Origin of the sequence: Devosia sp. Root635, from assembly GCF_001427605.1 — a bacterium.
Lineage (GTDB): Bacteria > Pseudomonadota > Alphaproteobacteria > Rhizobiales > Devosiaceae > Devosia.
The window spans coordinates 44,393-68,759 of sequence record NZ_LMGZ01000020.1 but is presented as its reverse complement, the minus strand read 5'-3'; the positions used below and the strand labels follow the sequence as shown (position 1 = coordinate 68,759).

At 64.2% G+C, this 24,367-nt stretch carries 24 protein-coding genes; 11 read left to right on the top strand and 13 right to left on the bottom strand.

Annotated elements, in window-relative coordinates; all coding sequences use genetic code 11:
- Positions 1–36 precede the first annotated feature (36 nt).
- Both ASD80_RS13295 and ASD80_RS13290 read left to right on the top strand, forming a co-directional pair.
- A complete protein-coding gene (locus ASD80_RS13295; protein ID WP_200950319.1) occupies positions 37–2,661 on the top strand; it encodes an EAL domain-containing protein in 2,625 nt (874 codons plus the stop codon).
- Positions 2,662–2,739: 78 nt separating this feature from the next.
- Positions 2,740–3,777: a Gfo/Idh/MocA family protein gene (locus ASD80_RS13290; RefSeq protein ID WP_056233627.1), complete on the top strand. Its 1,038-nt coding sequence runs from the start codon at positions 2,740–2,742 to the stop codon at positions 3,775–3,777.
- A gap of 24 nt (positions 3,778–3,801) precedes the next feature.
- Here the strand turns inward: ASD80_RS13290 and ASD80_RS13285 are convergent, their stop codons facing one another.
- The 5 genes from ASD80_RS13285 to ASD80_RS13265 all read right to left on the bottom strand — a co-directional run bounded on the left by ASD80_RS13285 (position 3,802) and on the right by ASD80_RS13265 (position 9,193).
- Complete coding sequence (locus tag ASD80_RS13285; RefSeq protein ID WP_056233625.1) at positions 3,802–4,632, bottom strand: ABC transporter ATP-binding protein; 831 nt, start codon at positions 4,630–4,632, stop codon at positions 3,802–3,804.
- Positions 4,629–5,477 carry an ABC transporter ATP-binding protein gene (locus ASD80_RS13280; protein WP_056233623.1) on the bottom strand — a complete coding sequence of 283 codons (849 nt, stop codon included), beginning with the start codon at positions 5,475–5,477 and terminating at the stop codon, positions 4,629–4,631. The genes ASD80_RS13285 and ASD80_RS13280 overlap by 4 nt, the downstream gene beginning before the upstream one ends.
- Positions 5,478–5,480: 3 nt before the next feature.
- A complete protein-coding gene (locus ASD80_RS13275; RefSeq protein ID WP_056233622.1) occupies positions 5,481–6,383 on the bottom strand; it encodes an ABC transporter permease subunit in 903 nt (300 codons plus the stop codon).
- 1 nt (position 6,384) lies between these two features.
- Positions 6,385–7,392, bottom strand: a complete 1,008-nt coding sequence (locus ASD80_RS13270; protein WP_056233620.1) for an ABC transporter permease subunit — start codon at positions 7,390–7,392, stop codon at positions 6,385–6,387.
- Positions 7,393–7,597: 205 nt separating this feature from the next.
- The gene (locus ASD80_RS13265) at positions 7,598–9,193 is read right to left on the bottom strand and encodes an ABC transporter substrate-binding protein (protein WP_056233618.1); all 1,596 of its coding nucleotides are present in this window, start codon (positions 9,191–9,193) and stop codon (positions 7,598–7,600) included.
- A gap of 224 nt (positions 9,194–9,417) precedes the next feature.
- Between ASD80_RS13265 and ASD80_RS13260 the strand changes: the two genes are divergently transcribed.
- Positions 9,418–9,810: a VOC family protein gene (locus tag ASD80_RS13260; RefSeq protein WP_056233616.1), complete on the top strand. Its 393-nt coding sequence runs from the start codon at positions 9,418–9,420 to the stop codon at positions 9,808–9,810.
- Between the two features lie 5 nt (positions 9,811–9,815).
- A complete protein-coding gene (locus ASD80_RS13255; RefSeq protein WP_056233614.1) occupies positions 9,816–10,331 on the top strand; it encodes a hypothetical protein in 516 nt (171 codons plus the stop codon).
- Between the two features lie 113 nt (positions 10,332–10,444).
- On the opposite strand, the gene ASD80_RS13250 is transcribed toward ASD80_RS13255, so the two are convergent.
- The 3 genes from ASD80_RS13250 to ASD80_RS13240 form a co-directional block, all read right to left on the bottom strand.
- On the bottom strand, positions 10,445–11,383 hold the full coding sequence (locus ASD80_RS13250; RefSeq protein WP_056233612.1) for a Gfo/Idh/MocA family protein: 939 nt from the start codon (positions 11,381–11,383) through the stop codon (positions 10,445–10,447).
- Positions 11,384–11,456: 73 nt separating this feature from the next.
- Entirely contained in the window at positions 11,457–11,804 is a 348-nt protein-coding gene (locus ASD80_RS13245; RefSeq protein ID WP_056233610.1) for a VOC family protein, read from the bottom strand.
- Between the two features lie 11 nt (positions 11,805–11,815).
- Entirely contained in the window at positions 11,816–13,072 is a 1,257-nt protein-coding gene (locus ASD80_RS13240) for a glycerate kinase (RefSeq protein ID WP_056233608.1), read from the bottom strand.
- A gap of 114 nt (positions 13,073–13,186) precedes the next feature.
- On the opposite strand from ASD80_RS13240, the gene ASD80_RS13235 reads away from it, so the two are divergent.
- The 5 genes from ASD80_RS13235 to ASD80_RS13215 are packed head-to-tail and all read left to right on the top strand — an operon-like array spanning position 13,187 to position 15,975.
- Positions 13,187–13,882, top strand: coding sequence for a DUF1045 domain-containing protein (locus tag ASD80_RS13235; protein ID WP_056233605.1), 696 nt, complete (start codon positions 13,187–13,189; stop codon positions 13,880–13,882).
- Positions 13,882–15,018, top strand: coding sequence for an alpha-D-ribose 1-methylphosphonate 5-triphosphate diphosphatase (locus tag ASD80_RS13230; protein WP_056233603.1), 1,137 nt, complete (start codon positions 13,882–13,884; stop codon positions 15,016–15,018). The genes ASD80_RS13235 and ASD80_RS13230 overlap by 1 nt, the downstream gene beginning before the upstream one ends.
- 3 nt (positions 15,019–15,021) lie before the next feature.
- Positions 15,022–15,588 carry a phosphonate metabolism protein/1,5-bisphosphokinase (PRPP-forming) PhnN gene (gene phnN, locus ASD80_RS13225; protein ID WP_056233601.1) on the top strand — a complete coding sequence of 189 codons (567 nt, stop codon included), beginning with the start codon at positions 15,022–15,024 and terminating at the stop codon, positions 15,586–15,588.
- 53 nt (positions 15,589–15,641) lie between these two features.
- Entirely contained in the window at positions 15,642–15,788 is a 147-nt protein-coding gene (locus tag ASD80_RS18965) for a hypothetical protein (RefSeq protein ID WP_200950317.1), read from the top strand.
- A complete protein-coding gene (locus tag ASD80_RS13215) occupies positions 15,775–15,975 on the top strand; it encodes a hypothetical protein (RefSeq protein ID WP_156460449.1) in 201 nt (66 codons plus the stop codon). The genes ASD80_RS18965 and ASD80_RS13215 overlap by 14 nt, the downstream gene beginning before the upstream one ends.
- Here ASD80_RS13215 and ASD80_RS18780 read toward each other — a convergent pair whose 3' ends face one another.
- Positions 15,976–16,197: a hypothetical protein gene (locus ASD80_RS18780; RefSeq protein ID WP_056257371.1), complete on the bottom strand. Its 222-nt coding sequence runs from the start codon at positions 16,195–16,197 to the stop codon at positions 15,976–15,978.
- Between the two features lie 535 nt (positions 16,198–16,732).
- Between ASD80_RS18780 and ASD80_RS13205 the strand changes: the two genes are divergently transcribed.
- Positions 16,733–17,782: a LacI family transcriptional regulator gene (locus ASD80_RS13205; protein ID WP_082555272.1), complete on the top strand. Its 1,050-nt coding sequence runs from the start codon at positions 16,733–16,735 to the stop codon at positions 17,780–17,782.
- Positions 17,783–17,875: 93 nt separating this feature from the next.
- Here ASD80_RS13205 and ASD80_RS13200 read toward each other — a convergent pair whose 3' ends face one another.
- Positions 17,876–19,696, bottom strand: coding sequence for an ABC-F family ATP-binding cassette domain-containing protein (locus ASD80_RS13200; RefSeq protein ID WP_056233591.1), 1,821 nt, complete (start codon positions 19,694–19,696; stop codon positions 17,876–17,878).
- A 1,182-nt stretch (positions 19,697–20,878) separates the two neighbouring features.
- Positions 20,879–21,340 carry an iron-responsive transcriptional regulator RirA gene (rirA, locus tag ASD80_RS13195; RefSeq protein WP_056233589.1) on the bottom strand — a complete coding sequence of 154 codons (462 nt, stop codon included), beginning with the start codon at positions 21,338–21,340 and terminating at the stop codon, positions 20,879–20,881.
- A gap of 213 nt (positions 21,341–21,553) precedes the next feature.
- On the opposite strand from rirA, the gene ASD80_RS13190 reads away from it, so the two are divergent.
- Complete coding sequence (locus tag ASD80_RS13190; protein WP_156460448.1) at positions 21,554–21,883, top strand: HU family DNA-binding protein; 330 nt, start codon at positions 21,554–21,556, stop codon at positions 21,881–21,883.
- On the opposite strand, the gene ASD80_RS13185 is transcribed toward ASD80_RS13190, so the two are convergent.
- A complete protein-coding gene (locus ASD80_RS13185; protein WP_162247361.1) occupies positions 21,854–23,059 on the bottom strand; it encodes an ROK family transcriptional regulator in 1,206 nt (401 codons plus the stop codon). The two genes, ASD80_RS13190 and ASD80_RS13185, sit on opposite strands and share 30 nt — an antisense overlap.
- A 252-nt stretch (positions 23,060–23,311) precedes the next feature.
- Entirely contained in the window at positions 23,312–24,367 is a 1,056-nt protein-coding gene (locus tag ASD80_RS13180) for an ABC transporter ATP-binding protein (RefSeq protein ID WP_056233582.1), read from the bottom strand.

Genomic DNA, 24,367 nt, shown 5'->3' with positions numbered 1-24,367 from the left:
AACGCGGCACATAAAGCGGAACATAGTCTGAGCTGGATGAAGCCCATCCTGCTGCCGGCGCTGGTGGCGCTTGCCGTGCTGATCGCGGGCGGGGTCTTCCTCGACCGGCAGAGCAGCGTGCTCAACGAAGAGCGCTTGCGCACGGCCGTCCTTGCCGAAGTCTCACTGATCCGCGCCAAGCTCGAAGGTAATATCAACGGCAATATCCAGTTGGTGCGTGGCCTGGTCTCCACTATTTCCACCGAACCGGAAATGGACCAGACGCGGTTCTCGGCGCTGGTCGCTAACCTCTTCGAAGAACAGAGCCAGTTGCGCTCGATCGCCGCCGCGCCGAACCTCGTCATTGCCATGACCTATCCGCTCGTCGGCAACGAGGCCGCCATCGGGCTGGATTACCGCACCAACGCGGCCCAGAGCGAAGCGGCCTTGCGGGTCCGCGATTCTGGCCGGCTGGTGCTGGCGGGGCCGGTCGAGCTGGTGCAGGGCGGCCGCGGCTTCGTCGGCCGTTTTCCGGTCTATGTCGATACCCCGCTCGGCCGCGAATTCTGGGGGCTGGTCTCGGCCGTGGTCGATGTCGACCAGCTTTATGCCGATAGCGGGCTGATCGATCATTCGCACGACCTCAATATCTCGATCACCGGCAAGGACGCGACCGGCGCCCATGGCACGCGCTTCTTCGGCGAGGACATCAGCGCGCTCAATCCGGTAACGGCCGAGGTGATCCTGCCATCCGGCTCATGGGAAATCTCCGCCGTGCCGCGCGGCGGCTGGTCGGTGGCGCAGGGCAATAGCGGGCTGATGCGGGCGCTGATGGTCATAGCCGGCACGCTGATCCTGCTGCCCATTGGCATTACCGGGCGGCTGGTTGGCGAACGGCAACAGCATTTCCGCGAGCTCAAGGCGCGCGAAAGCGAGCTGGTGCGCCTGTCGCGCCGGCTCGGGCTGGCGCTGGATGTGTCCAAGGTCGGTGTCTGGGAGCTTGATCTGGCCAGCGGCCGGGAAACCTGGGACGACCACACCAACGAGCTTTTCGGCTGGCCGGCCGATGACGGCCCACGCAACCACGACGATTGGTCCGCCGCCGTGCATCCCGATGATCGCGAGCGCGTCGAGCGCGAATTCCGCCGCATGAGCCAGGCAACGGGCGGATTTGAGGCGGATTATCGTGTGCTGCTGGCCGATGGCACGCTGCGCCATGTGCGGTCCATCGGCGCGCTTTATCGCGAGCCCGGCGCACCTGACAGGATGGTCGGCGTCAACTGGGACATGACAGCCGATGTAACGCTCAACGAGGAATTGCGCCGCGCCACGCAACTGACCGAAGCGCGTAACCACGAACTCGAGCTGGCCCGCGTCCGCATCGAGCATAATGCGCTGCATGACAGCCTGACCGGCCTGCCCAACCGGCGCTATCTCGACGAAATGCTCAAGCGCCATGCCGCTACGGGTTACCAGGAAAGCCGCAGCATGGCGCTGCTGCATATCGATCTCGACCGCTTCAAGCAGATCAACGACACGCTCGGCCATGCGGCGGGCGATGCCATGCTGGTCCATGCCAGCGCCGTGTTGCGCGACAATTGCAGCGCTGCCGATTTCGTTGCCCGTATCGGCGGCGACGAATTCGTAGTGCTCACCACCGCCAGCCAGGGCGATATCTACCTGGCGAGCCTGGCCGAGCGCATCGTGCTGCAGATGCGCCAGCCGGTGACCTATGAGGGGCATGAATGCCGCTTTGGCGTCAGTATCGGCATCGCCGCCGATCGTGGGGCGCCGGTCGATGTCAAACGCCTGCTGATCAATGCCGATATCGCGCTATACCGGGCCAAGGCCCGCGGCCGCAACCGTTTCGAGTTCTTCTCGGAGGCGTTGCAGGCCGAAGTGGTCAAGACCAAGCGGGTCGCCGACGAAATCCTCAGCGGGCTGGAACGCAATGAATTCGTCGCCTGGTTCCAGCCGCAGTTCGACGCCCACACGCTCGATCTGGTGGGCGTCGAGGCGCTGGCGCGCTGGCAGCATCCGAGCGAGGGCATCAAGGCGCCCGATGCCTTCATGCCCATCGCCGAAGAGCTGAACGTGGTCGCCACGGTCGACCGGCTGATCCTCGAACAGTCACTCGCCGCCCTCGCCCGCTGGGACGAAATGGGGCTGGGCGTGCCGCGCGCCTCGGTCAATGTGTCGCTGCGCCGGCTCAATGACGAAGATCTCATCAACGGGCTGCGCCGGCTCAATATCGAGCCGGGACGGCTATCGTTCGAGCTGGTGGAATCGATCTATCTCGACGAGGGCGACGCCGTCGTCGGCTGGAATATCGACCAGATCAAGGACCTGGGCATCGATGTCGAGATCGACGATTTCGGCACCGGCTATGCCTCGATCGTGTCGCTGCAGAAACTGCGTCCCAGGCGCCTCAAGATCGACCGGCAACTGGTCAATCCGATCCTGGTCGATCCGGGCCAGCGCCAGTTGCTTGCCTCCATCGTCGATATCGGCAAGTCGATGGGCATCGAAGTGGTTGCCGAGGGCGTCGAGAGCATGGCGCATGCCGCCATCCTGCGCGACCTGGGCTGCGATATTCTGCAGGGTTATGCCTTCTCCCGGCCATTGAGCGCCGCCGATCTCGAAACCTTCCTCAAGTCCAACGCCTGGCGCCAGGCCTCGTAGCATTCCACCCCATCTTTCCGCTTTCGCGGCGGCGGCCCGGTGGGTACAAGGCCATCTTGTATGGAACGGAGAATGGCAATGAGCGATGAACAGGGACGCTTCGGCATTGGCGTGGTCGGGGCCGGCATGGGGGCCAAGCCGCATGCGCTGGCACTGCAGTCGTTGAACAAGGACATTGCCGTGCTCGGCGTCTATCGTCGCGACGCGGCGCTGCGCGCCCAGTTTTGCCAGACCTATGGGTTCCCCGAGGCCGAAAGCTACGCGGCGCTGCTGGCCGATCCGCGGCTCGACGCGGTGCTGGTGGTTACCCCGCCCAATGCGCGCGAGACCATCGTCGCCGCCGCCGCCAGGGCGGGCAAGCATGTGCTGCTGGAAAAGCCGGTGGAGCGGACGCTCGCCGCCGCCGAACGGATTGTCAGTCTCGCCGATGAGGCCGGCATCAAGCTGGGCGTGGTCTTCCAGCACCGCTTCCGCCGCGCTTCGCGCTATCTGGCTGAAGCGGTTGCCGAGGGTCGATATGGCCGGCTCGAAGCCGTGCATCTGGTGGTGCCGTGGTGGCGGCCGCAGGCGGGCTATTACGATCAGCCCGGACGCGGCACGGTCGCCCAGGACGGCGGCGGCGTGCTCATCACCCAGGCCATCCACTCGCTCGACCTGATGCTCAGTCTGTGCGGCGAGGTCAGCGCCGTCACCGCCATGGCCAGGACGACACGCCTGCACCAAATGGAAACCGAGGACTTCGTCTCGGCCGGGCTCGAATTTGCCAATGGCGCGGTCGGCGCCGTCATGGCCACCACGGCCAGCTTTCCCGGCGGGCCGGAAAGCCTGACGCTCAACTTCGCCCAGGCCACGGCCACGCTCACCGCCGGCAATCTCACTGTCCGCACCATGGCCGGCGAAACCATTACCGAAGGCGAAGCCAGCCAGGGCGGCGGCGGCGCCGACCCGATGGCCTTCCCCTTCGACTGGCACGCCGCCCAGATCGCCGACTTCGCCGACGCGGTGCGCCATGATCGTCAACCGCTCAGCAATGGGCACACTGCATTGCAGGTGCATCGGCTGATCGACGCGATGATGGTTTCAGCGGAAGAGGGGCGGCGGGTGGAACTTTCCTGAAGGGACACCGCCGCAGGCGCTCGCCTACCCCGCCAGCGCCGCCTTTTTCGCCAGCCGCGCCTTGATGCTCTCGACGCTCGAATTGGGCGTCGCCGCGAACAGCGTGCGGGTGTATTCATGCTGCGGGTTGCTGAACACTTCGTCGCGCGTGCCGTGTTCGACGACATCGCCGAAATACATCACCATCACCTCGTCGGCAATGTAGCGCACGACGCTGAGGTCGTGGCTGATAAACACATAGGTCAGCCCGAACTCATCCTGCAGATCCTTGAGCAGGTTGAGGATTTGCGCCTGCACGCTGAGGTCCAGCGCCGAGACCGGCTCGTCCAGCACGAGGAAGCTCGGATTGAGCATCAGCGCCCGCGCAATGGCGATGCGCTGGCGCTGTCCGCCCGAGAACATGTGCGGGTAGCGGTTGAAATGCTCGGGGCCGAGGCCGACCTTGAGCAGCATGGCCATGGCCTTGTCGCGCCGCTCGGCCGCCGACATCGATGTGTTGAGCAGCAGGGGCTCGGCCAGCACATCGCCGATCTTCTGGCGCGGATTGAGCGAGCCATAGGGGTTCTGGAAGACGATCTGCACCTTCTGGCGCAGTTCGCGCGTCACATGCGCGGCGTTGGCCGAAATGCCGTCGATCAGGATTTCGCCCGAGGTCTGCGGATCGATCAGCGTGATCATGCGGGCGAGGGTCGACTTGCCGCAGCCGCTTTCGCCGACCACGGCCAGGGTCTTGCCCTTTTGCAGGGTGAAGTTCACCCCCTTGACGGCGTGAACCACCTTGGCGGGGCGCAGGAAGCCGCCGGAGGTAACATAGTCGCGCGTCAGCTTGCGGACTTCGAGAACGGGTGTCGTCATGCTCGGGCCCCCGGCGCCGGTTCGAACACGAAGTCGGAGACCGTGGGCAGGCGATCGCCCACCGCGTTTTCCGGCAGCGCTGAGAGCAGCGCGCGCGTGTAATTGGATTTGGGGTTTTCGAACAGGGAGAGCACGTCGGCTTCCTCCATCTTGTGCCCCTTATACTGCACGATCACCCGATCGGCGGTCTCGGCCACCACGCCCATGTCATGGGTAATCATGATCAGCCCCATGCCGGTATCGAGCTGGAGCTGCACCAGCAGGTCGAGGATCTGCTTCTGGATGGTCACGTCGAGCGCCGTGGTCGGCTCGTCGGCAATCAGCAGCTTGGGATTGCATGAAATGGCCATGGCGATCATCACCCGCTGGCACTGGCCGCCACTCATCTGGTGCGGATAGGCGCCAAGCCGCTCGGCCCCGTCGGTGATGCCCACCAGGTGGAGCAGTTCAACCGCCCGCTCGCGCGCCGCGCGGCCATGCAGTCCCAGATGCTTGCCCAGCACTTCCTCGAGCTGGAAGCCCACGGTGAAGCACGGATTGAGGCTCGCCACCGGCTCCTGGAAGATCATGGCAATGTCCTTGCCGATGATCTGACGCTTGTCGTGCGGGCTCATCTTGAGCAGGTCAATGCCTTCGAATTCCATCTTGTCGGCGGTCACGGTGGCGGTCGCGGGCAGCAGGCCCATCACCGCCAGCATGGCAACGGACTTGCCGGAACCGGATTCGCCGACAATGGCCAGCACTTCGCTGTTGTCGACCGCCACGTCGATGCCATCGACGGCCTTGAACAGGCCAACGGAAGTATCGAACGAAACGGTGAGGTTCTTGATATCAAGCAGGGGCATGGATCAGCTCCTCTTGAGCTTGGGATCGAGGGCGTCGCGCAACCCGTCGCCGATGAGATTGATGGCCAGCACGGTGATGAGAATGGCGAGGCCCGGGAAGGTCACGACCCAGGGTGCCTTGAGGATGAATTCGCGCGCCGTGGCCAGCATGGTGCCCCATTCGGGCGTTGGCGGCTGCGCACCCATGCCCAGGAACCCGAGCGCCGCCGCATCGAGGATGGCGTTGGAAAAGCTCAGTGTCGCCTGGACGATGATGGGGCCCAGGCAATTGGGCAGGATGGTGATGAGCATGAGCCGGAAGTGGCTGGCGCCGGAGAGCTTGGCCGCCGTCACATATTCGCGGTTCTTCTCGGCCATCACCGCCGCGCGCACCAATCGCGCAAAGTGCGGCTGCAGCACGATGGCGATGGCAATCATGGCATTGAACAGGCCGGGCCCGAGAATGGCCACCAGCACCAGCGCGAGCAGCAGCGACGGGAAGGCCAGGATGATGTCCATGACACGCATGATGGCCACATCGACCCAGCCGCGGAAGTAGCCCGCCAGCACGCCCAGGATGACGCCGACGAATAGGGCGCCGATCACCACGAAGAAGCCGATGAACAGCGAATAGCGCGCGCCATGGATGAGGCGGCTGAGCATGTCGCGACCGACCGGATCGGTCCCGAGGATGAAGCGGGGATCGCTGCCAGCCTCCCATATCGGCGGCTTGAGCAGGGCGTCGCGATACTGGATATCGGGCGAATAGGGCGCGACCCAGGGCGCGAAGATCGCCATCAGCACGAGCAGCGTGAAAACGGTCAGGCCGATGACGGCACCGCGATTGACCGAGAAATAGTACCAGAATTCGCGCAGGCCCGAGGCCGGCTTGCTGGTGGTGGCGACGGGTTCGGTGCTGGGAGCCATGCTACTGTACCCGGATACGTGGATTGATGAAGGCATAGAGCAGGTCGACCAGCAGATTCACCGCCATGACGATGAGCGCGATGATCAGCAGCCCCGACTGCACCACCACATAGTCGCGCTTGAAGATGGAATCGATCATCCATTTGCCGATACCGGGCCAGGTGAAGATGGTCTCGGTGAGGATGGCGCCACCCATCAGCAGCCCCACCTGCAGGCCGATGGTGGTGATGACCGGGATCAGCGCGTTGCGCAGGGCGTGGATGTTGACCACGCGGCGTGGCGACAGGCCCTTGGCGCGCGCCGTGCGGACATAGTCCTCGCCCAGCACTTCGAGCATGGCCGAGCGGGTCTGGCGGGCGATCACGGCCAGGGGGATGGTGCCGAGCACGACGGCGGGGAGGATGAGGTGGCGCAGGGCCGAGACGAAGGCAGGCCAGTTGCCATAGAGCAGCGTGTCGATCAGCATGAAGCCGGTAATCGGCCTCAGGAAGAAGCTCAGCGCGATGCGACCCGAAACCGGTGTCCAGCCGAGATAGCCGGAAAAGAAGATGATGAGCAGCAGGCCCCACCAGAAGATGGGCATGGAATAGCCGGTCAGGGCTACGCCCATCGTGGCCTGGTCGAACCAGGAGCCGCGCTTGACCGCGGCAAAGATGCCGGCGGGAATGCCGATGAGCACGGCCAGGAACATGGCGGTAAGGGCCAGTTCGATCGTGGCCGGGAACAAGGCCAGGAATTCGTTGATGACCGGGCGCTTGGTGGCGAGCGAAATGCCGAAATCGCCCTGCAGCACGCTGCCCAGATAGTCGAAATACTGCTGCCAGATGGGCAGGTTGTAGCCGAACTGCTCCTTGAGGATTTCGTAGCGCTCCGGCGTCACGCCGTGCTGGCCGGCCATGGCGAGAATGGGGTCGCCCGGCAGGACGCGTACGAAGGCGAAGGCGCAGATGGAAATGCCGATGATGGTCGGCACGATCAGCGCCAGCCGGCGCAGCAGGTAGTTGAGCATGTGCGGGTCTTTACCCTTGGCCACCCGGACTGCCATGCGGGCCGGATCGCGACGTTTCCTGTGATGGCGGGACTTTTGCCGGACGCCGCTGACCGGCGCCTCGTGATCCTGCTCTCGAATGGGCGCCTGACGCGGCACCGTTAATGCGGGGAGCCCCGTTCCGGTCTGGCCGGATCGAGGCTCCTGTTTGCGGTAAGGCCGAGCCTTACTCCTCGATGTCCACGCCCTTGAAGCTGTGGTTGCCGAGCGGGCTCATGTGGTAGTTGAGCACGGTCTTCTTCATCGGCATGAACACGCGGCTATGGGCCAGGGTGATCGCGGGCTCTTCGGCCTTGAAGATTTCCTGGGCCGTCGTGTAGAGCGCGGTGCGCTCGGCCGGGTCGGAGGTTGTCTTGGCGGCCTGGATGGCTGCCTCGAAGTCTTCGTTGCACCAGCTCGAATAGTTGCTCACGCCGATGGCCGAGCACGAGAACAGGGTGGCGAAGAAGTTGTCCGGATCACCATTGTCGCCGGTCCAGCCGATCATGAACGGCCCCTTGCGGTCGGGCTGCTTGCCGCGCTCGCGATATTCGGTCCATTCATAGGTCACGATATTGGCGGTGACGCCGACCTTGGCCCAGTCGGCCTGGATCAGTTCGGCGACGCGCTGACCGTTCGGATTGTACGGACGCGACACCGGGATGGCCCAGAGGTCGGTGGTGAGATCGGTGACGCCGGCAGCTTCGAGAGCGGCCTTGGCGGCTTCCGGATCGTAGACGTCGGCGGCGGTCGCATCGTCATAGGACCACATGGTGGGCGGGATCAGGTTCTTGGCGTCCTGGCCGGCACCCTGGTAGACCGCCTCGATGATGGCCGACTTGTCGATGGCCATGGTCAGGGCCTTGCGCACGTCCGGATTGTCGAACGGGGGCTCGGTGGTGTTGTAGGAGATATAGCCGATATTCAGGCCTTCCTGCTCCATCACCGTCAGGTTTTCATCGGCCTTGAGGATATCGATGTCGGCCGGAGCCGGATAGGGCATGATATCGCATTCACCGGCGATCAGGCGCTGGGCGCGCACCGAAGCGTCGGTGGTGATGGCGAAGACCAGGTCGTCGATCGGCTGCTTGCCTTCCCAATAGTCGGGGAAAGCGGCATAGCGGATGACGGTGTCGAGCTGGTAGTCGACGAACTGGAACGGGCCAGTGCCGACCGGCTGGGTCGAGAAGGCTGCCAGGTCGCCCGAGGCTTCGAGCTGGTCGGCATATTCCTTGGAAACGATCGAGGCGAAGTCCATCGCCAGGTTCGCCAGCATCGGGGCATTGGGTTCGGTCAGCACGAACTTGACCGTCAGGTCATCGACCTTCTCGATGGACGAGAGGTATTTCGGCATATCCATGCCCTGGAAGTAGTCCCAGGTCATGCCTTCGAGATAGGCATGCCACTTGTTGTCTTCCTTCCACTGGCGCTCGAACGTGAAGATCACGTCGTCGGCGGTCAGGTCACGCGTGGGCGTGAAATAGGGCTGGGTGTGGAACTTGACGCCGGGGCGCAGGTGGAAGGTGTATTCCTTGCCGTCCGCGGACACTTCCCAGCTCTCGGCCAGGGCCGGGATGACCTCGGTGGCGCCGGGAGCGAATTCGACGAGGCGGTTGTAGATGGTGTGCGACGATGCGTCGAAGTCGTTACCGCCGGTCAGCGGACCGGGATCGAAGTGGGCGGGCGAGGCTTCCGAGCAATAGATCAACTGCTTGGCCTGGGCCGCACCGGCGGCGAGCGCCAGGATGGCGGTCGCTGCCAGCAGCGTTTTCATCAATTTCATGATTGTTGTCTCCCGAAACTATTATGCGCACCGGCTTGCCGACCGGGGCTTGGGCGTCAACAAAGCCTAGAATCCAGGGGAGCGCAAGCCGGCAGTTTGACCATTTGGTCAATCTGATGACAGCCAGAACGTCCTTCCACAGGATTGGACGGTTTTGGAATGAACCGTTCGGCGGGCGGTTCGCAGCTTGACCCGCCCATGCCGCTGGTGATCCATAGGCTCCCATGAGCCAATCCATCGCCACCGTCTCCCTGCTCGTCGCCGATTATGACGAGGCCATCACATTCTATTGCGATACGCTGGGCTTCGACCTGGTGGCCGACAACGAGCTGGGCGGCGGCAAGCGCTGGGTGGTGGTTGCCCCGCCGGGCCGCACCGGCGCCCAGCTGCTGCTGGCGCGGGCCGATGGCGAAAGCCAGCGCGCCGCCATCGGCAACCAGGGCGGCGGGCGGGTGATGTTCTTCCTTGAGACCAATAATTTCGCCAAGGACCACGCCGCCATGCTCGAACGCGGCGTCACCTTCCTCGAAGAACCGCGCCACGAAGCCTATGGTTCGGTTGCCGTGTTCGCCGATCTTTATGGAAACAAATGGGATCTCATCCAGCCCAAGCGCTAGGTCTCGTGCTGGTCCTGTGCACACCCGTCGCTGCGCAGGAGACCGGCTGGCATTATTCGCCGCTGCCGGGCGAGGGTGACCGAGCCACGCTGGGCTGCGCGCTCGGCTCGACACCCGAAGCCTATGCCTGCATCGCGGTGCGCTGCGAGGACGACTTCACTACCGGTGTCCACATTCATACCAGCCGGGCCAGCGGCGATGCGGGACGCTGGGCCATCACCATCGACAAGGAAACCCGCGCCTTCGACGCGGAGGCGGCCGGGCCCTACGGCGCCAGGCTGATCGGGGATTTTTCCTGGGTCCTCGACAATCTTGCCAATGGCGCCGTCGCCTATCTGGCGCCCGAGGACGGCTCGGACTTGCCGGCCAACCATATCCCGCTCGATGGCTCGCTCTATGCCATCAACGCCGCTCTCGCCTTCTGCGCGCCGCGGACGCCGGCGTTCGACAGCCCGCCGCCCGCCCGGCCGCAGGGCAGTACGACTGAAACATTGCGGCCTGCCCGTTTTCATATGCGATAGCCCTGCTGCGGGAGGAACCAAGGTAGGGATGTTTAGCCCCGACATCGTGGCTCCCAACACCCAATCCTAGCCTCCCCCGTCAGGAGTCGCCGCAGGTTCGGACGCCTCTCGGCCTACCACGCGAAGTCCGGTCCGTTCACCCGCGCGCCCATCAGAAACACATCGCTCATCAGCCGCAGCGGCGCGGCGTCGACGTCGCTTTCGTGCCGCTCCAGCAGCCCCGCGAAATGGTCATACATGGCCGCATACTCCCCGTCGCCATGCTGCAACACCGGTTTATCGTTGATGGTCAGCGAACGTCCGCCGCCTTCGAGCTTGATGATGTCGCCGGTGCCGGTTTCGACCCGGATGGTCCAGATCTCGCCGCTCTCCTCGAGCCAGTTGAAGCCGGCCGACAGCTGGGGCCGGTGCAATTGCCCCGACTTGAAGGCGATCTCGACATCGACAGGGGTCTGCCGGTTGGCCGGGAAGGTCAGCGTGGAGCGCTCGACGAAAACCGGAAAGGGCATGATCTTGGTGAAGATGGAGAGCGCATTGATCCCCGGATCGCAGACGCCGAAGCCGCCCGGCTCCCACACCCAGTCCTGCCCCGGATGCCACTTGCGCACGCTTTCGCGCCAGTCGATGCGCACCGAGCGTACGCCATCCTGGGCCAGGATGGCCTTGGTGCGATCCACCGCCGGGTTCCACTGGCTGTGCCAAGTCTGGTACAGCACCCGGTCGAGCCGCCGCGCATGGGCGATCAGGTCATCCAGTTCCGATATCGTCGTGGTGGGCGGCTTTTCCATCATCACGTCCTTGCCGGCGTCGAGCGCCTCGCGGACATATTGGTGGCGAATGCCGGGCGGGGTGCAGATCGAGACCAAAGCCAGTTCCGGCATGGCGGCATAAAGCTCGGCCGGCGTCCTGAATACCGGCAATCCGTTATGGCCAAGCCCGCGCGTCGACACAGTCGCCGCCAGTTCGAAATCATCGGATGCGTCGATCACCGGCAGGTGCTGGTCCTGCGCGATCTTGCCCACGCCGATGACGGCGATCCTGCGTTTGGCCATGAAATGGCTCCTTCCCGAAAGTCGGGCGTATAGAACAGAGCCACCCCCTCCCTGCCAAGGGGCAATTGTATGATTATTTTGCCGGCTGCCAGAGCTCGACCTGGTTGCCCTCCGGGTCGTGGAGGCGACAGAACCGTCCGGTTTCCGGCGTGTCCCACTCATCCGGCCGGGTTTCGGTAGCGATGCCGGCCGCATTGAGTTGAGCCATCATGCCGTCAAGGTCATCGACGCGGAAATTGATCATCCATTGCTTGTCGGCCGGGAAATATTCCGTCGTCTGGCTGAACGGCGCAAAAACCGTGAGCCCCTTCTCCTGCTCCCAGAGTTCGGTGACGCCCAGATGCAGCTCATACCAGGCGGCCAGGGCCTTGGTGTCACGGGAGCGGAAGAAGATGCCGCCAATGCCCAGTACTTTCGCCATTGTCCAATCTCCTATCGGATGAGGATCGCCCGGAAGTCGTTGACATTGGTGCCGGTCGGCCCGGTCACCAGCAGGTCGCCGATGGCGTTGAACGCGCCCCAGGCGTCGTTGCCGGCCAAAGCCGCCAGCGGATCAATGCCGGCCCGGCGCAACCGCGTCGCCGTGCTGCCATCGGCGAAGGCTCCGGCATTGTCCTCCGAGCCATCGATGCCGTCGGTATCGGCAGCCAGCGCCGAAATGCCGTCGACGCCATCGATGGCGATGGCCAGCGCCAGCAGGAATTCGGCATTGCGCCCGCCCCTTCCGCCCTTGCCGCGCAGGGTCACGGTGGTTTCCCCGCCCGACAGCAGCACCACGGGCTTGCTGAACGGACGGTTGCGCTGGGCGATTTCACGCGCCATGGCGGCATGCACCTGCGCCACGTCGCGCGATTCCCCCTCGATGGAATCGGAGAGAATGGCCGCCTCGATCCCTTGCGCCCGCGCCAGTTCCGCCGCCGCGTCTAGCGACAAAGCGGCCGAAGCGATGGTGCTGACGCTGTTGCGGGTAAAAACCGCATCATCGGGCTTCGGCGCTGGATTGTCGTCACCCGCCAGCAGCGCCTGGGCGTGGGGCGGCAGGTCCAACCGATAGAGTTCGGCATATTGGCGCGCCAGTTCGCGCGAACCCGATAGCGGAATGGTCGGCCCCGAGGCCACCAGAGCCGGATCGTCCCCCGGCACGTCGGATACGACCAGGGTCGCCACGCGCGCCGGAGCGCAATGCACCGCCAGCCGCCCGCCCTTGATAATGGAAAACTGGTTGCGGATGAGGTTCATCACCGAAATGGGCGCGCCCGAAGCCAGCAGCGTCCGGTTGATGGCCTGTTCGTCGTCGAAGGTCAGCCCCGGCGCGGGCGCCGGCAGCAGAGCCGAACCGCCGCCCGAAATCAGCGCCACCACCAGATCGTCCGGCCCCAGCCCGGACACGGTTTCGAGCATGCGTCGCGCCGAGAGGAACCCGGCCTCGTCGGGCACCGGATGGGCCGCCTCGACGATTTCGATCCGCTCGCAGGCCTCGGCATAGCCATAGCGCGTCACCACGAGCCCGGTCAGCGGGCCGTCCCACGCTGTTTCGAATGCACGGGCCATCTGGGCCGAAGCCTTGCCGGCGCCGATGACCACGGTGCGGCCAACGGGTTTGTCCGGCAGGTGCCGGCGCACGGCCAAAGCCGGCTGTGCCTGCGCCACGGCTTGGCGGAACATCTGTTCGAGCAGGGCGCGGTCCATCGTCTCTCTCGGCTTGCGATTCGGTGCGGGCAAGGGTAGCCAGCAATGGGTTGCGTGGACAGTTGTCAAACAGGCGACACAGAGTCCGAATAGCGGGCTGGTCAAGGAGTTCCGATGACAGAACGATTCGCGATCTATTTTGCCCCTGCTGCCACCAGCAATCTGTGGGAGCGGGCCGCCACTTGGCTCGGGCGCGATGCTGCTGACGGCGATCTCTTCAATGGCCCCGTCGCCGGCATAGACCGCGATCGCCTGCTCAATCTCACCCAGTCGGCCAACCGCTACGGCTTTCACGCCACCATCAAGGCGCCAATGGCGCTGGTCGAGGATGCCAGCGAAGCCGACCTTCGCGCCGCCCTCGCCGAATTCGCGCCCCGCCACCGCCCCATCGATCTCGGCCGGCTCAAGCTCGCCTCATTGCAGGGTTTTCTGGCACTGATGGTCGATGGCGAGAACGAGGCATTGCAGGATTTTGCCGCCCATGTGGTGGAAGATTTCGACCCCCTGCGAGCGCCGATGAGCGTCAAGGATCGCGCGGCGCGGGCCGGCAAGGGGCTCAGCGAGCGGCAGATCGAGCTGCTCGACGCCTATGGCTATCCCTATGTGTTCGAGGAATTCCGTTTCCACATGACATTGACCGACCGGCTGGAGGACGGTGATGCGCACGACATCGCGACCGCCGCCGCCACCTGGTTCGGCCCGGTGCTGGAGGAACCCATCCTGCTCGACCGGTTGTCGCTGTTCCATGAAGCCGAGGCGGGCAAACCGTTCCGTCGTATCGCCGATTTCAAGCTGGGAGAGGTCGCCTGATGATCGATGCCCGGTTCCGCAATGCCCGTATCGTGCTGGCCGGCCAGGTTATCGAGGGCAGTCTCGCCACGCGCGACGGCAACATTGCCGCCATCGATTCCGGCCTGACGCAGGCGGGCGAAGATCTCGATGGCGACTATCTGATCCCGGGCCTCGTCGAGTTGCATACCGACCATCTCGAAAGCCACTACCGCCCTCGCCCCGGCGTGTTCTGGGACGCAATGGCGGCGCTGCATGCCCATGACGTGCAGATCATCGGCTCCGGCATTACCACCGTCTTCGATGCGGTGCGCGTGGGCTCGGACCCCGACCTGCCCAATATGGGCGAGCATGTCGAAAAGCTCACCGGCGCCATCGCGGCGGGGCGGGAGGATGGCTGGTTGCGCGCCGAGCATTTCGTGCATCTGCGCTGCGAATTGCCGGCGCATGACGTCATCGCCCAGTTCGAGGCCCATGCCACGCACAACCATACGCGGCTGGCTTCGGTGATGGACCATACGCCGGGCCAGCGACAGTTCCGTTCGCTCGACGACTACAAGCGCTTCTACAAGGACAAGATCGGCCGCAGCCAGGCCGAGCTCGACGACTATCTCGCCGCCAGGCAGGCCGAGCATGACCGTCACTCGGCGCCCAACCGCGCCCATATCGTCGCCCGTGCCCGTGAACTGGGCCTGCCGCTGGCCAGTCATGACGACACGACCCTGCTCCATGTCGAGGAGGGCGTTGCCGACGGCGTGGCGATTTCGGAATTCCCCACCACGCTGGAAGCGGCCTCGGCCGCCCATGATGCTGGGCTCGCCATCCTGATGGGTGCGCCCAACGTGGTGCGCGGCAAGTCCCATTCGGGCAATATATCGGCGACCGACCTGGTGCGCGCCGGGCTGCTCGATATCCTTTCCTCCGATTATGTGCCCTTCGCATTGCTGCAGGCCGCCTTCGTGCTGCCGCAGCGGGTCGATGGACTGGCTTTGCCACAGGCGCTGGCCACGGTGACGCGCAATCCGGCACGCGCCGCCGGGCTCGACGATCGCGGCGAAATCGCCCTCGGCAAGCGGGCCGACCTAGTGCGTGTCAGGGTGATGGGCGGGTTGCCCATCGTCCGCGGCGTCTGGCGGCAGGGCGTGCGGGTGAGCTGACCCATGGCGCGACCGCTCGGTTCACTTGTCCTGGTCGTCGGCCCCTCCGGGGTGGGCAAGGACACGCTGATAGCGGGCGCCCGCCATGCCTTGGGCAATGACAAACGCTTCGTCTTCGTGCGCCGCATCGTGACCCGCCCCACCGATGCCGAAGTCGAGGACCATGACAGCATGGATCCCGAGACCTTCCGGCAGTTGGACGCGGCGGGGCGTTTCGCTCTCTCCTGGGATGCGCATAACCTGCGCTATGCCCTGCCGCTCAGCCTCGATACCGACCTGGCTTTGGGCAAGATCGTGGTCGCCAATGTTTCCCGCCATATCGTGGCCGAGGCGCTGGACCGATATCCGAGCTGCGCCGTGGTCCTCATCACCGCCGAAATTTCCTGCCGTGCCGAGCGGCTCTCCAGACGCGGACGCGAAAGCGGCGACCAGATCACCGCGCGGCTGGCCCGCGAAAGTGCGCCCGTACCGTCGGGCGTCACCCCTATCATCATCGACAATTCGGGCCTGCTCGCCATCGGCGTGACCGCCTTCGTCATGGCTTTGCGCACCATCGCCGCACAGGAATGAACCCTTGCGCTTCTGGCGCGTTGCTCCGGCACGTCAAGCGTCAGGAGTTCTTCATGAATCGCAATGGTCTATATGCCGTGATCGCCATCCTGCTGATCGCGGTCGTCGGCTTTGCCATCTATACCTACCAGCAGCAGACCCGCCCCGGCATTGAAGTGCGCGTGGACGAGCAGGGGATTTCCATCGATGGCAATGGATGATGCACGCGATCGCCGCCAGGCCATCGCCACGGCGATAAGGGCCGAACTGGAACGGCAGGCGCAGAACGGCGCTGTCCGCATTGATGTCGATGCCCTGGCCAAGGCGATCGACATCGCGCTCGATCCGTCTTCGCCGGACGGCGAAGGCCGGCACCCGGACGAATTGAACGCCACCAATGATGATTGATCAGGCTGCGTCGGCGCTGCCCTTGCGGACGGCCTGCGACACGGCAAAGTGCGCCTTTTCGACCGTTTCGAACTGCTGGCCATCGATGGCGAAGGCCGGCAGCTTGACGGCGAGGAAGCGGTAGCCGTCGGCATGCGGCACCACGACGCCGAGCGGTTCTCCGGCGACTTCTATGACAATTGGCTTATGGGCCTGAGCCCGGTCGAGACTGCGTTCCTGCATGGGTGGATGCTCCACTTGCGCATTGCACGGGGCCAGAATTGGGAGCGCGAAAACGAGTCGCACATGCTGGCCGGCAACGCTGGGGGTCTATCGGAAAACTGAGACGAAGGCGTGACAGCAGGTCACATTCGTTTGCAGCGACAGGTCCCTTGCCACCGTTTGGCGGCGTGCAGGTTGGTGCGTACGAGCGGACAACCGGCATGGATAGTGAAGGTAATAGATGGAGACATCTTCATTCCTTTCCTGCGGGGTTGAACGACACGGAGCATCGGCAAGTGCCGATACATGACGGCAAGATAGGAGCGTTTGGCGCCGATTGCTAGACGCGCAGCGACCACGCGATGCAGTTTTTCGGGAAAAGACTGCTCGACTTTAGCCGCATGCCAGAAATCTGATCGACTCGTTCATATTTTGACATACGTCCATCAACGCGCCGGCTCTGCTGGCAGCGCTTGAACTGGGGCGGACAATCTGATGTTGTCCGCTTTCAACAAGGCGCCACCGCGGAACAATCGCGGTCCGGGGGGTATACGACGTGTCCGAAGACGACCTGCCTGCTGCAGCGAAGGGCAAGCGCGGCGTCAAGCCATCCGGCAAGCCGACGCTCAAGACCATCGCCCAGATGACGGGCTTTGCCGTCACCACAATTTCCCGCGCCCTCAACAATGCCCCCGAGCTCGCTCAGGAAACGCGCGACCGCGTACAGAAGATCGCCGCCGAAATCGGCTACCTGCCCGACCGGGCGGCCCTGCGCCTCAAGACCGGCCGCACCAATGTCATCGCCCTGGTGCTGGAGCCCGATGAGCAGATCTATGGCTTTGGCTCGTCTATCGTCACCGGCCTCACCGAGGCGGTGCGCGACACGGCCTATCACGTCGTCATCACGCCCTTGTTCCGCAATGTGCAGCCGATCGAGCCGATCAAGCATATCGTGCGCAACCGCATGGCCGACGGGGTGATCTTCTCCAAGGCCGAGAGTTTCGACGAGCGCATCCGTTTTCTCATCGACAATGATTTTCCGTTTGTCAGCCATGGCCGCACCAACTGGCCCGAGCAGCATGCCTCGGTCGATTTCAACAATGAGGCCTATGCCTATGGCGCGGTGAAGCGCCTGGTGCAGAAGGGCTGCCGCAAGGTGTCGATCGTGCTGCCCGAGAGCGCCCTGACCTATACCGATCACCTCAAGACCGGCATGGCCCGCGCCGCCGGCGAGGCCGGCATCGAGCACGAATTCGCCGCCGACGTGAACCTGGGCAGCCCGACCGACGCCATCCGCAATTATGTGATGAAGCGCACCAAGCGCCCCGACGGACCCGACGGCTGGGTCTGCGCCTCCGAGGTCTCGGCCCTGGCTGTCATCGGCGGCCTCAACGAAGCCGGAAGGGTGGTCGGCCAGACCGCCCATGTGGTGGCCAAGCAATCCTCGCAGATGTTCGCCCAGTTTCAGCCGGGCGCCGAGACCGTATTCGAGGATTTCGTCGATGCTGGTCGCCAGCTCGGCGCCGTCCTGCTGCGCCGCATCACCGGCGAAGGCCCCGAAGGGCTGCAGCAACTGACCGAACCGAAATTCGAGTGGAAGGACTGAGGAGGGCAAGTCTGTCCCTCCTCGCGTCATTGCCCGGCTTGTCCGGGCAATCCATCTTGTCGCAGGTATACGGACCTTGCCCCGACGATTCCCCTACCCCTCCAGCTCTTCCCGCAGCAGTTCCAGCTCCAGCCACTGCTCTTCCGCCGCTGCCCGCTTGGCCTCCGCCTCTATCAGCGCCTTGGACTTGGCCGCAAAACCCGCCGGGTCGCGCGCATAGAGATTGGCATCGGCCAGTGCCGCGTTGATCGTCTTGATCTCGTCCTCGAGCCCATTGATCGTCTTGGGCAGGGTTTCCAGCGCGTGCTTTTCCTTGAAGCTCATCTTGCGCTTCGGCGCCGCCGAAACCGCTGCCGTGGTCTGCACCAGGCTGGTCTTGCCCGCCCGATGCGCCTTCACCACCGGCTCGCGGGCGGTCACCCCCTCGCCGCGCTGGATCACCATGTCGGAATAGCCGCCGGCATATTCGGTCCAGATGCCATCGCCCTCGGCAATGATGACAGAGGTCGCGACACGGTCGAGGAAGTCGCGATCATGGCTCACCACGATCACCGTGCCGGCATAGTCCGACACCATTTCCTCCAGCAGGTCGAGCGTTTCGAGATCGAGGTCGTTGGTCGGCTCGTCCAGCACCAGGAAATTCGACGGCAGCGACAAGGCCCGCGCCAGCGCGACACGCGCCCGCTCGCCACCACTGAGCTTGCCGATGGGCGTATTGGCCTGTTCGGGACCAAACAGAAAGTCCTTCATATAGCCCACGACATGCTTGGGCTGGCCGTTGATCTGCAGCGTATCCGAGCCGCCGCCAGTCAGCGCCTCCTTGAGCCGGGTATCGGGATGCAGCCTGGCCCGGCCCTGGTCGAGCATGGCCAGTTCCAGCGCCGAGCCGAGCTTGATCGTGCCGCTATCGGGCTCCAGCAATCCGGTCAGCATCTTGATGAGCGTGGTCTTGCCGGCACCGTTGGGGCCGACAATGCCGATGCGATCGCCGCGCAGCACGCGGGTCGAGAAATCGTCGACGATGACCCGCTCGCCGTAGCGCTTGGAAATGCCTTCGGCTTCCACCACCAGCGCGCCGGAGGTCCGCCCTTCGCTGACCTGCATATTGACCGAGCCGGTGACCCTGCGCTGTTCGCGCCGGTCCTGCCGCAGCCCGGCCAGCCGCTCCAGCCGGCCGACATTGCGCTTGCGCCGCGCCGTCACGCCATAGCGCAACCAGTGTTCCTCGCGCACGATCTGCCGATCGAGCTTGTGACGGTCGCGCTCCTCTTCCTCCAGCACCGAGTCCCGCCAGGCCTCGAAATGCGAAAAGCCCTTGTCGAGCCGGCGCGTCACGCCGCGGTCGAGCCACACGGTGGCGCGGGTGAGGTCGGAGAGGAAGCGGCGGTCGTGGCTGATCAGCACCATGGCCGACCGCAAACTGTCCAGCTCCGCCTGCAGCCATTCGATGGCCGGCAGGTCGAGATGGTTGGTCGGCTCGTCCAGCAGCAGGATATCGGGCTTGGGCGCCAGCACCCGTGCCAGCGCGGCCCGGCGGCCCTCGCCACCCGAGAGGTTTTTCGGGTCTTCCGCCCCGGTCAGCCCCAGCGAGGTCAGCAGATATTGCGCGCGATACTCATCGTCGCCCGGCCCCAGCCCCGCTTCGACATAGTCGAGCGTCGTCGCATAAGCGGAGAGGTCGGGCTCCTGCGGCAGGTAACGCAGAGTGGCGCTCGGCTCGACGAAGCGCACGCCGCCGTCATGAGTCACATCGCCCGACGCGATCTTGAGCAAGGTCGACTTGCCCGAGCCATTGCGCCCCACCAGCGCGATGCGCTGGCCCGGCGACACGATGAGCTCGGCGCTTTCAAGCAGCGTCGTGCCGCCGAAGGTCAAATGGATATTCTGGAGCGAAAGAAGCGGTGCAGCGGCCATGGCGCGGATAGAGCATAGGAAGGGGTCAAAGGGAAGGCGCAACAGGCGTGCCAAAGCGCCGCCTGAACGCGGTTTTCACTGACGTTGCTGCGACATGGGGCAGGCACCGCCTCGGTGCCGGTCGTCCGGCGATGAAAAATGAAGCAGAGCCTGCCCCATGTTCCGGAGACTCGGCGGACACGATTGAACCAGCGGTATCTTCCTTCTTACAACCGCCCATGACGTCCTGCCGTCCACACCCTGCTGGCGCCGTACAGGTCTCCGGGGCAGTGCAGCCGCCCACGGAAAGGCCATGTCTGACCCTGGGAGTCTGGCCGGGCCTGGTTCGCTCATGCCGTCGGATGGGAAGCGACCCTCCCATCATCCGGCTCTCCCTGCCGACCGTTCGTCGCGACCGCGCAGCTTGCGGGGAGATGGGGGCAGTATGCGCGCGGATCCGGAGAGGTGGATAAGATGGATAGATTTGTGCTTGTGGGCCGCTTGCGCCGGGCTGCGAGTGGCCCTCGGATCAAGTCCGAGGGCGGTCCGGTGGGTGGGAGCGTGACGATCCACCTTGCGGCTGGGGTGTGATCTCGGGATGGATCCCGGCTCAAGGCCGGGATGACATCGGGGATGGGGCAAAGAAAAGGCCGGTCAGGACGTTGAGGATCCTGACCGGCCCGGGGAGACGGTAGCAGCAAGCCCCGTCGTCTCGGCAGCCTGGCGGTTGGTGAAGTCCCCTCGACCCAACCTCCGCCGCGCGATGACGGGAGAAAAGCATAAGTTATTATGAGTGTCAAACTCATAATAATGAGCAGACGGGAATTTGCGGTGCGCGACAAAAGCAGTTCGATGGGTAGCCTTGGAGTGGAGCCCCCTGCCCTATCCCATGCTTCGATGCCGGAGAGAGACCAGCAGCCCCCTCATCCGCCCTTCGGGCACCTTCTCCACTCAGCGGTTGGCGCACGACACCACCCATCCAAGGGACGCTGCGAGAGACGACGAGTGGAGGCCCACCCTCCCCCTTGTGGGGAGGGAAGCGAGATAGGGCTTCGCGTCAGCTAAGTCCGTTGAATCGAGCAGGGTGGGGGTGTCGGAGGTTCCACATACCAGGTGGTAGCGGAACCTCCGACACCCCCACCCTCGATCCCTCCCCACAAGGGGGAGGGAAGAACGACTGAAAACCCGGCGATAGAGCCGTTCTTAATGCGCCGGCTCCATCACCGCTTCCAGCGCGCTCAGCCCCAGGCGGTCGCGGATGGAGCGCTTCTTGCTGGCGAGGTCGGCAATGGTATAGCTGGCCAGCACGTCAAAGAATGCCCCCAGCGCTTCGCGCAGGGCGCCGTTGAGGTCGCATTCGCCGATCAGCGGGCAATCGGCGCCATCTTCGAAACATTCCGCCAAAGCGAAATTCTCTTCGGTCAGGCGGATCGTATCGAGCAGGGTGATGTCCTCGGCCTTCTTGCCCAGCTTGATGCCACCGTGGCGGCCGCGCACCGTGGCCAGCAGGCCATTTTCCACCAGCGGCTTGATCAGCTTGAACAGGAACAACTCGGAAATATTGTAGGCCTTGGCAATGTCGGCCACCCGGCTCAGTCCCGGCTCGTTGACAGCGCAATAGACCAGGGTGCGGATCGCATAATTGGATTGGCGGGTCAGTCTCACTTCGGACCTCATATCGGTCTGGTCGGGCGTCGTAGTCGGCGCCGGCCAGCCATGATTCGACTTGTTATCCGTTCATAGAACGCCTCGCAGCTTATAACCATTCTAAAATATGTCAACGTAACTTGATCGATACGATCATATTTGTTCGTCGCCGCACAAGCTCTGGACAGGGGGATAACTTCCTCCTATGAACTTAAAGAGGGGGACGGCACATTGAACACGACAATTACGCGAGCCATGCTCAGCGAAGCGGCGGCTCGACGAACCGGGGTCAGCAAGGCCGACGCTGCGGCCGTTGGCGAGGCCATGTTTGCGCTGATGGGCGAGGCGCTGATGGCGGGGGAGAATGTCAAGCTCACCGCTTTCGGCTCGCTGCAGGTGCGCTCGCGCGCCGAGCGGCTTGGCCGCAATCCGCGCACCGGCACCGAGCATCGTATTTCGCCGCGGCAGACGGTGGTGTTTACGCCCAGCGCGCAATTGCGCGAGGCGCTGAACCATGCCGAGCCGGCGCCGTCAGCCGGCCAGGTCCGCCAGCGTGCGTGAGAAATAGCGGCGATAGAGCGTCAACTCGGCCCCACCAATGGCGGGGGCCAGCGCGCCCAGATGCCCCGGCAGCACCTGCGGCGGCACATAGGAAGCAATGGGCAATAGCCGCAATTCGGCCTCCAGCCGCTCTACCAGTTGCATCACGATGGCCGGCGGCAGGATGCTGTCGACCAGGACCAGCCCGCTTTCGATGACCGTCATAGTGTTGAACACCACCTTGGCCAGCGCCTTGGCGCTGTCGGCCAGCCATTGGTCGAGCGCCGGCCCGAAATCCTGCCAGGGCCAGCTGGCCGGATCCCGCGTATCGACGGCAAAGCCCGTCGCGACGAGCCGGTTTTCCAGCGCGGTGACCGAGGCGATGAAATGGGCCACTTGCGGACCATCGGCGCCATCCACCAGCATGGAGCCGAGATTGGCGGAATTGTCGCTGGGGCCTTCCCACAGCGTGCCCTCGCCGACAATGCCGGCGGCGATATAGCGGCCGATCAGGAAATAGATGAAATTGGCCGGACGCGGCTTGGGGAAGGCGATCAGCTCGGCCCAGCAAGCGGCATTGCCGTCGTTGAACAGGGTCACCGCTATCCCCATGCGCTGCTTCAGCGCCGCAGCGATATCGAGCTGCAGCCAGTGCTCCTTCTGGTCCTCGGGTGCCACCACCAGCGCCAGGTTGCCGGCAATGTTGGTCGGCAGCGCCACCCCGATATCGGTCAGCCTGGCCCGCAGGCTATCGGGCAGCGTCGCCAGCACCTCGTCCGTCATCGCCACGATATCGTCGACGATCGCGGTGGCGTCGGGAAAATCATGGTCGCGATGCCGCCGCGCCAGCACCTGCCCCTGCAGGTTGAGCAGCAGCACATCGACATGGCGCCAGCCGATTTCGACGCCGACGGAAAAGGCGCCCTCCGGGTTGAGTGAAATCGGGGTCGCCGGCTGGCCGCGCCGCCCACGCAGCACCTCCCCCCGCGTGATGAGCCCCAAGCCGTCGAGGTCGATCAGGATAGCCGAGACGGTCTGCGGCGCCAGCCCCGACAGGCGCGCGATATCGGCATTGGACACGCCGGGATTGAAGCCGATGATGGTCAGCACGGCCCGTTCATTGGCGCGACGAAGCCCCTGGTGCTGCAATCCGCGCCCCCCCGCATCGAAGGCGTCGCGTACGGGCTCAGTGGTCATCGTCGGCATCCCAAAAGGTCAACCACCGAACCGGGCCCGCGCGTGCAGCGTGGGTCCGTCCGGGATCACATAACAAAATGAAGGTGACACGGGCGCCGCAAACGCCCGTAATCCGTGATTCGAAAACAAGTCCGGCAATCATGCCAAACCGGGTCCGCCGCGCCAAGTCCCGAGCCTTCAAATGAATAGAAGACTAAAGTCGTGTCTATTGGGAGATCTACGAGGCGCCCCGCGTCGCGCGGGCCACGGAGCTTAGCGGAGGGCGCGGCCGGCTTCGTCGAACAGATGCACGCCTTCGGCTGGCAGGCCGATATGGATCGTCTGGTGCAATTGCAGGTCGGGCGCGCCATCGAGCTTGATGGTGACGAGGTCGCCGCTGGGCAGCTCGATATAGGCTAGGGCATATTCGCCGAATTGCTCAATCACCGACAGCGTGCCGCTGAAGTGGGCCGCCTCGGGGCTCGCCAGTTCCAGGTGTTCCGGACGCACCCCAAGCGTGCGCGCTTTTTCACGCTGCGGGTGGCTCAATGCTAACAGTCTGTTACCCGGAAGGGACAATCCGTCACCGGTTGGCGTAACCGAAACAAAGTTCATGCGCTGGCTGGCGATGAAGCCGGCGACGAAGGTGTTGACCGGGTTCCGATAGAGTTCGAGCGGGCTGCCGACCTGCTCGATAATCCCCGCGTTGAGCACCACGATCCGGTCGGCCAGCGTCATGGCCTCGACCTGGTCATGGGTCACGTAAATCATTGTGGCGTCTAGCGTATCGTGCAGCTTGGCAATCTCGATGCGGGTCTGCGCCCGCAGCGAGGCGTCGAGATTGGAGAGCGGCTCGTCGAACAGGAAGACCTTGGGATTGCGCACGATGGCCCGGCCGATGGCGACGCGCTGGCGCTGCCCGCCGCTGAGCGCCTTGGGCATGCGTTCGAGATAATCCTCGATCTGCAAAATCCGCGCCGCCTCCCTAACCCGCTGATCTAACTCGGCTTTCGGCGTCTTGGCCAGTTTAAGGCCAAAGGCCATGTTCTCGTAGACACTCATATGCGGGTAGAGGGCGTAGCTCTGGAACACCATGGCGATGCCGCGCTGGGGCGAAGGCACGTCGTTGACAACTTTTCCGCCGATGGAGATATCCCCGCCGGTGATGGGCTCGAGACCGGCAATCATGCGCAGCAAGGTGGACTTGCCGCAGCCGGAGGGGCCGACAAAAACCACGAACTCGCCGGACTTGATATCGAGGTCGACCCCATGGACCACCTCGAGTGATCCATAGGATTTGCGGACGCCGCGCAGCGATACGTCGGACAT

Bases quoted from the DNA above. Each gene is read 5' to 3' on its own strand.
- ASD80_RS13240 (WP_056233608.1), bottom strand. From the start codon at position 13,072: ATGGACCGCGCCCTGCTCGAACAGATGTTCCGCCAAGCCGTGGCGCAG.
- ASD80_RS13280 (WP_056233623.1), bottom strand. From the start codon at position 5,477: ATGCCCCTGCTTGATATCAAGAACCTCACCGTTTCGTTCGATACTTCC.
- ASD80_RS13250 (WP_056233612.1), bottom strand. From the start codon at position 11,383: ATGGCCAAACGCAGGATCGCCGTCATCGGCGTGGGCAAGATCGCGCAG.
- ASD80_RS13215 (WP_156460449.1), top strand. From the start codon at position 15,775: ATGGCAATGGATGATGCACGCGATCGCCGCCAGGCCATCGCCACGGCG.
- ASD80_RS13265 (WP_056233618.1), bottom strand. From the start codon at position 9,193: ATGAAATTGATGAAAACGCTGCTGGCAGCGACCGCCATCCTGGCGCTC.
- ASD80_RS13185 (WP_162247361.1), bottom strand. From the start codon at position 23,059: ATGACCACTGAGCCCGTACGCGACGCCTTCGATGCGGGGGGGCGCGGA.
- ASD80_RS18780 (WP_056257371.1), bottom strand. From the start codon at position 16,197: ATGCAGGAACGCAGTCTCGACCGGGCTCAGGCCCATAAGCCAATTGTC.
- ASD80_RS18965 (WP_200950317.1), top strand. From the start codon at position 15,642: ATGAATCGCAATGGTCTATATGCCGTGATCGCCATCCTGCTGATCGCG.
- ASD80_RS13290 (WP_056233627.1), top strand. From the start codon at position 2,740: ATGAGCGATGAACAGGGACGCTTCGGCATTGGCGTGGTCGGGGCCGGC.
- ASD80_RS13285 (WP_056233625.1), bottom strand. From the start codon at position 4,632: ATGACGACACCCGTTCTCGAAGTCCGCAAGCTGACGCGCGACTATGTT.
- ASD80_RS13295 (WP_200950319.1), top strand. From the start codon at position 37: ATGAAGCCCATCCTGCTGCCGGCGCTGGTGGCGCTTGCCGTGCTGATC.
- ASD80_RS13270 (WP_056233620.1), bottom strand. From the start codon at position 7,392: ATGCTCAACTACCTGCTGCGCCGGCTGGCGCTGATCGTGCCGACCATC.
- ASD80_RS13245 (WP_056233610.1), bottom strand. From the start codon at position 11,804: ATGGCGAAAGTACTGGGCATTGGCGGCATCTTCTTCCGCTCCCGTGAC.
- ASD80_RS13260 (WP_056233616.1), top strand. From the start codon at position 9,418: ATGAGCCAATCCATCGCCACCGTCTCCCTGCTCGTCGCCGATTATGAC.
- ASD80_RS13180 (WP_056233582.1), bottom strand. From the start codon at position 24,367: ATGTCCGACGTATCGCTGCGCGGCGTCCGCAAATCCTATGGATCACTC.
- ASD80_RS13275 (WP_056233622.1), bottom strand. From the start codon at position 6,383: ATGGCTCCCAGCACCGAACCCGTCGCCACCACCAGCAAGCCGGCCTCG.
- ASD80_RS13230 (WP_056233603.1), top strand. From the start codon at position 13,882: ATGATCGATGCCCGGTTCCGCAATGCCCGTATCGTGCTGGCCGGCCAG.
- ASD80_RS13235 (WP_056233605.1), top strand. From the start codon at position 13,187: ATGACAGAACGATTCGCGATCTATTTTGCCCCTGCTGCCACCAGCAAT.
- ASD80_RS13200 (WP_056233591.1), bottom strand. From the start codon at position 19,696: ATGGCCGCTGCACCGCTTCTTTCGCTCCAGAATATCCATTTGACCTTC.
- phnN (WP_056233601.1), top strand. From the start codon at position 15,022: ATGGCGCGACCGCTCGGTTCACTTGTCCTGGTCGTCGGCCCCTCCGGG.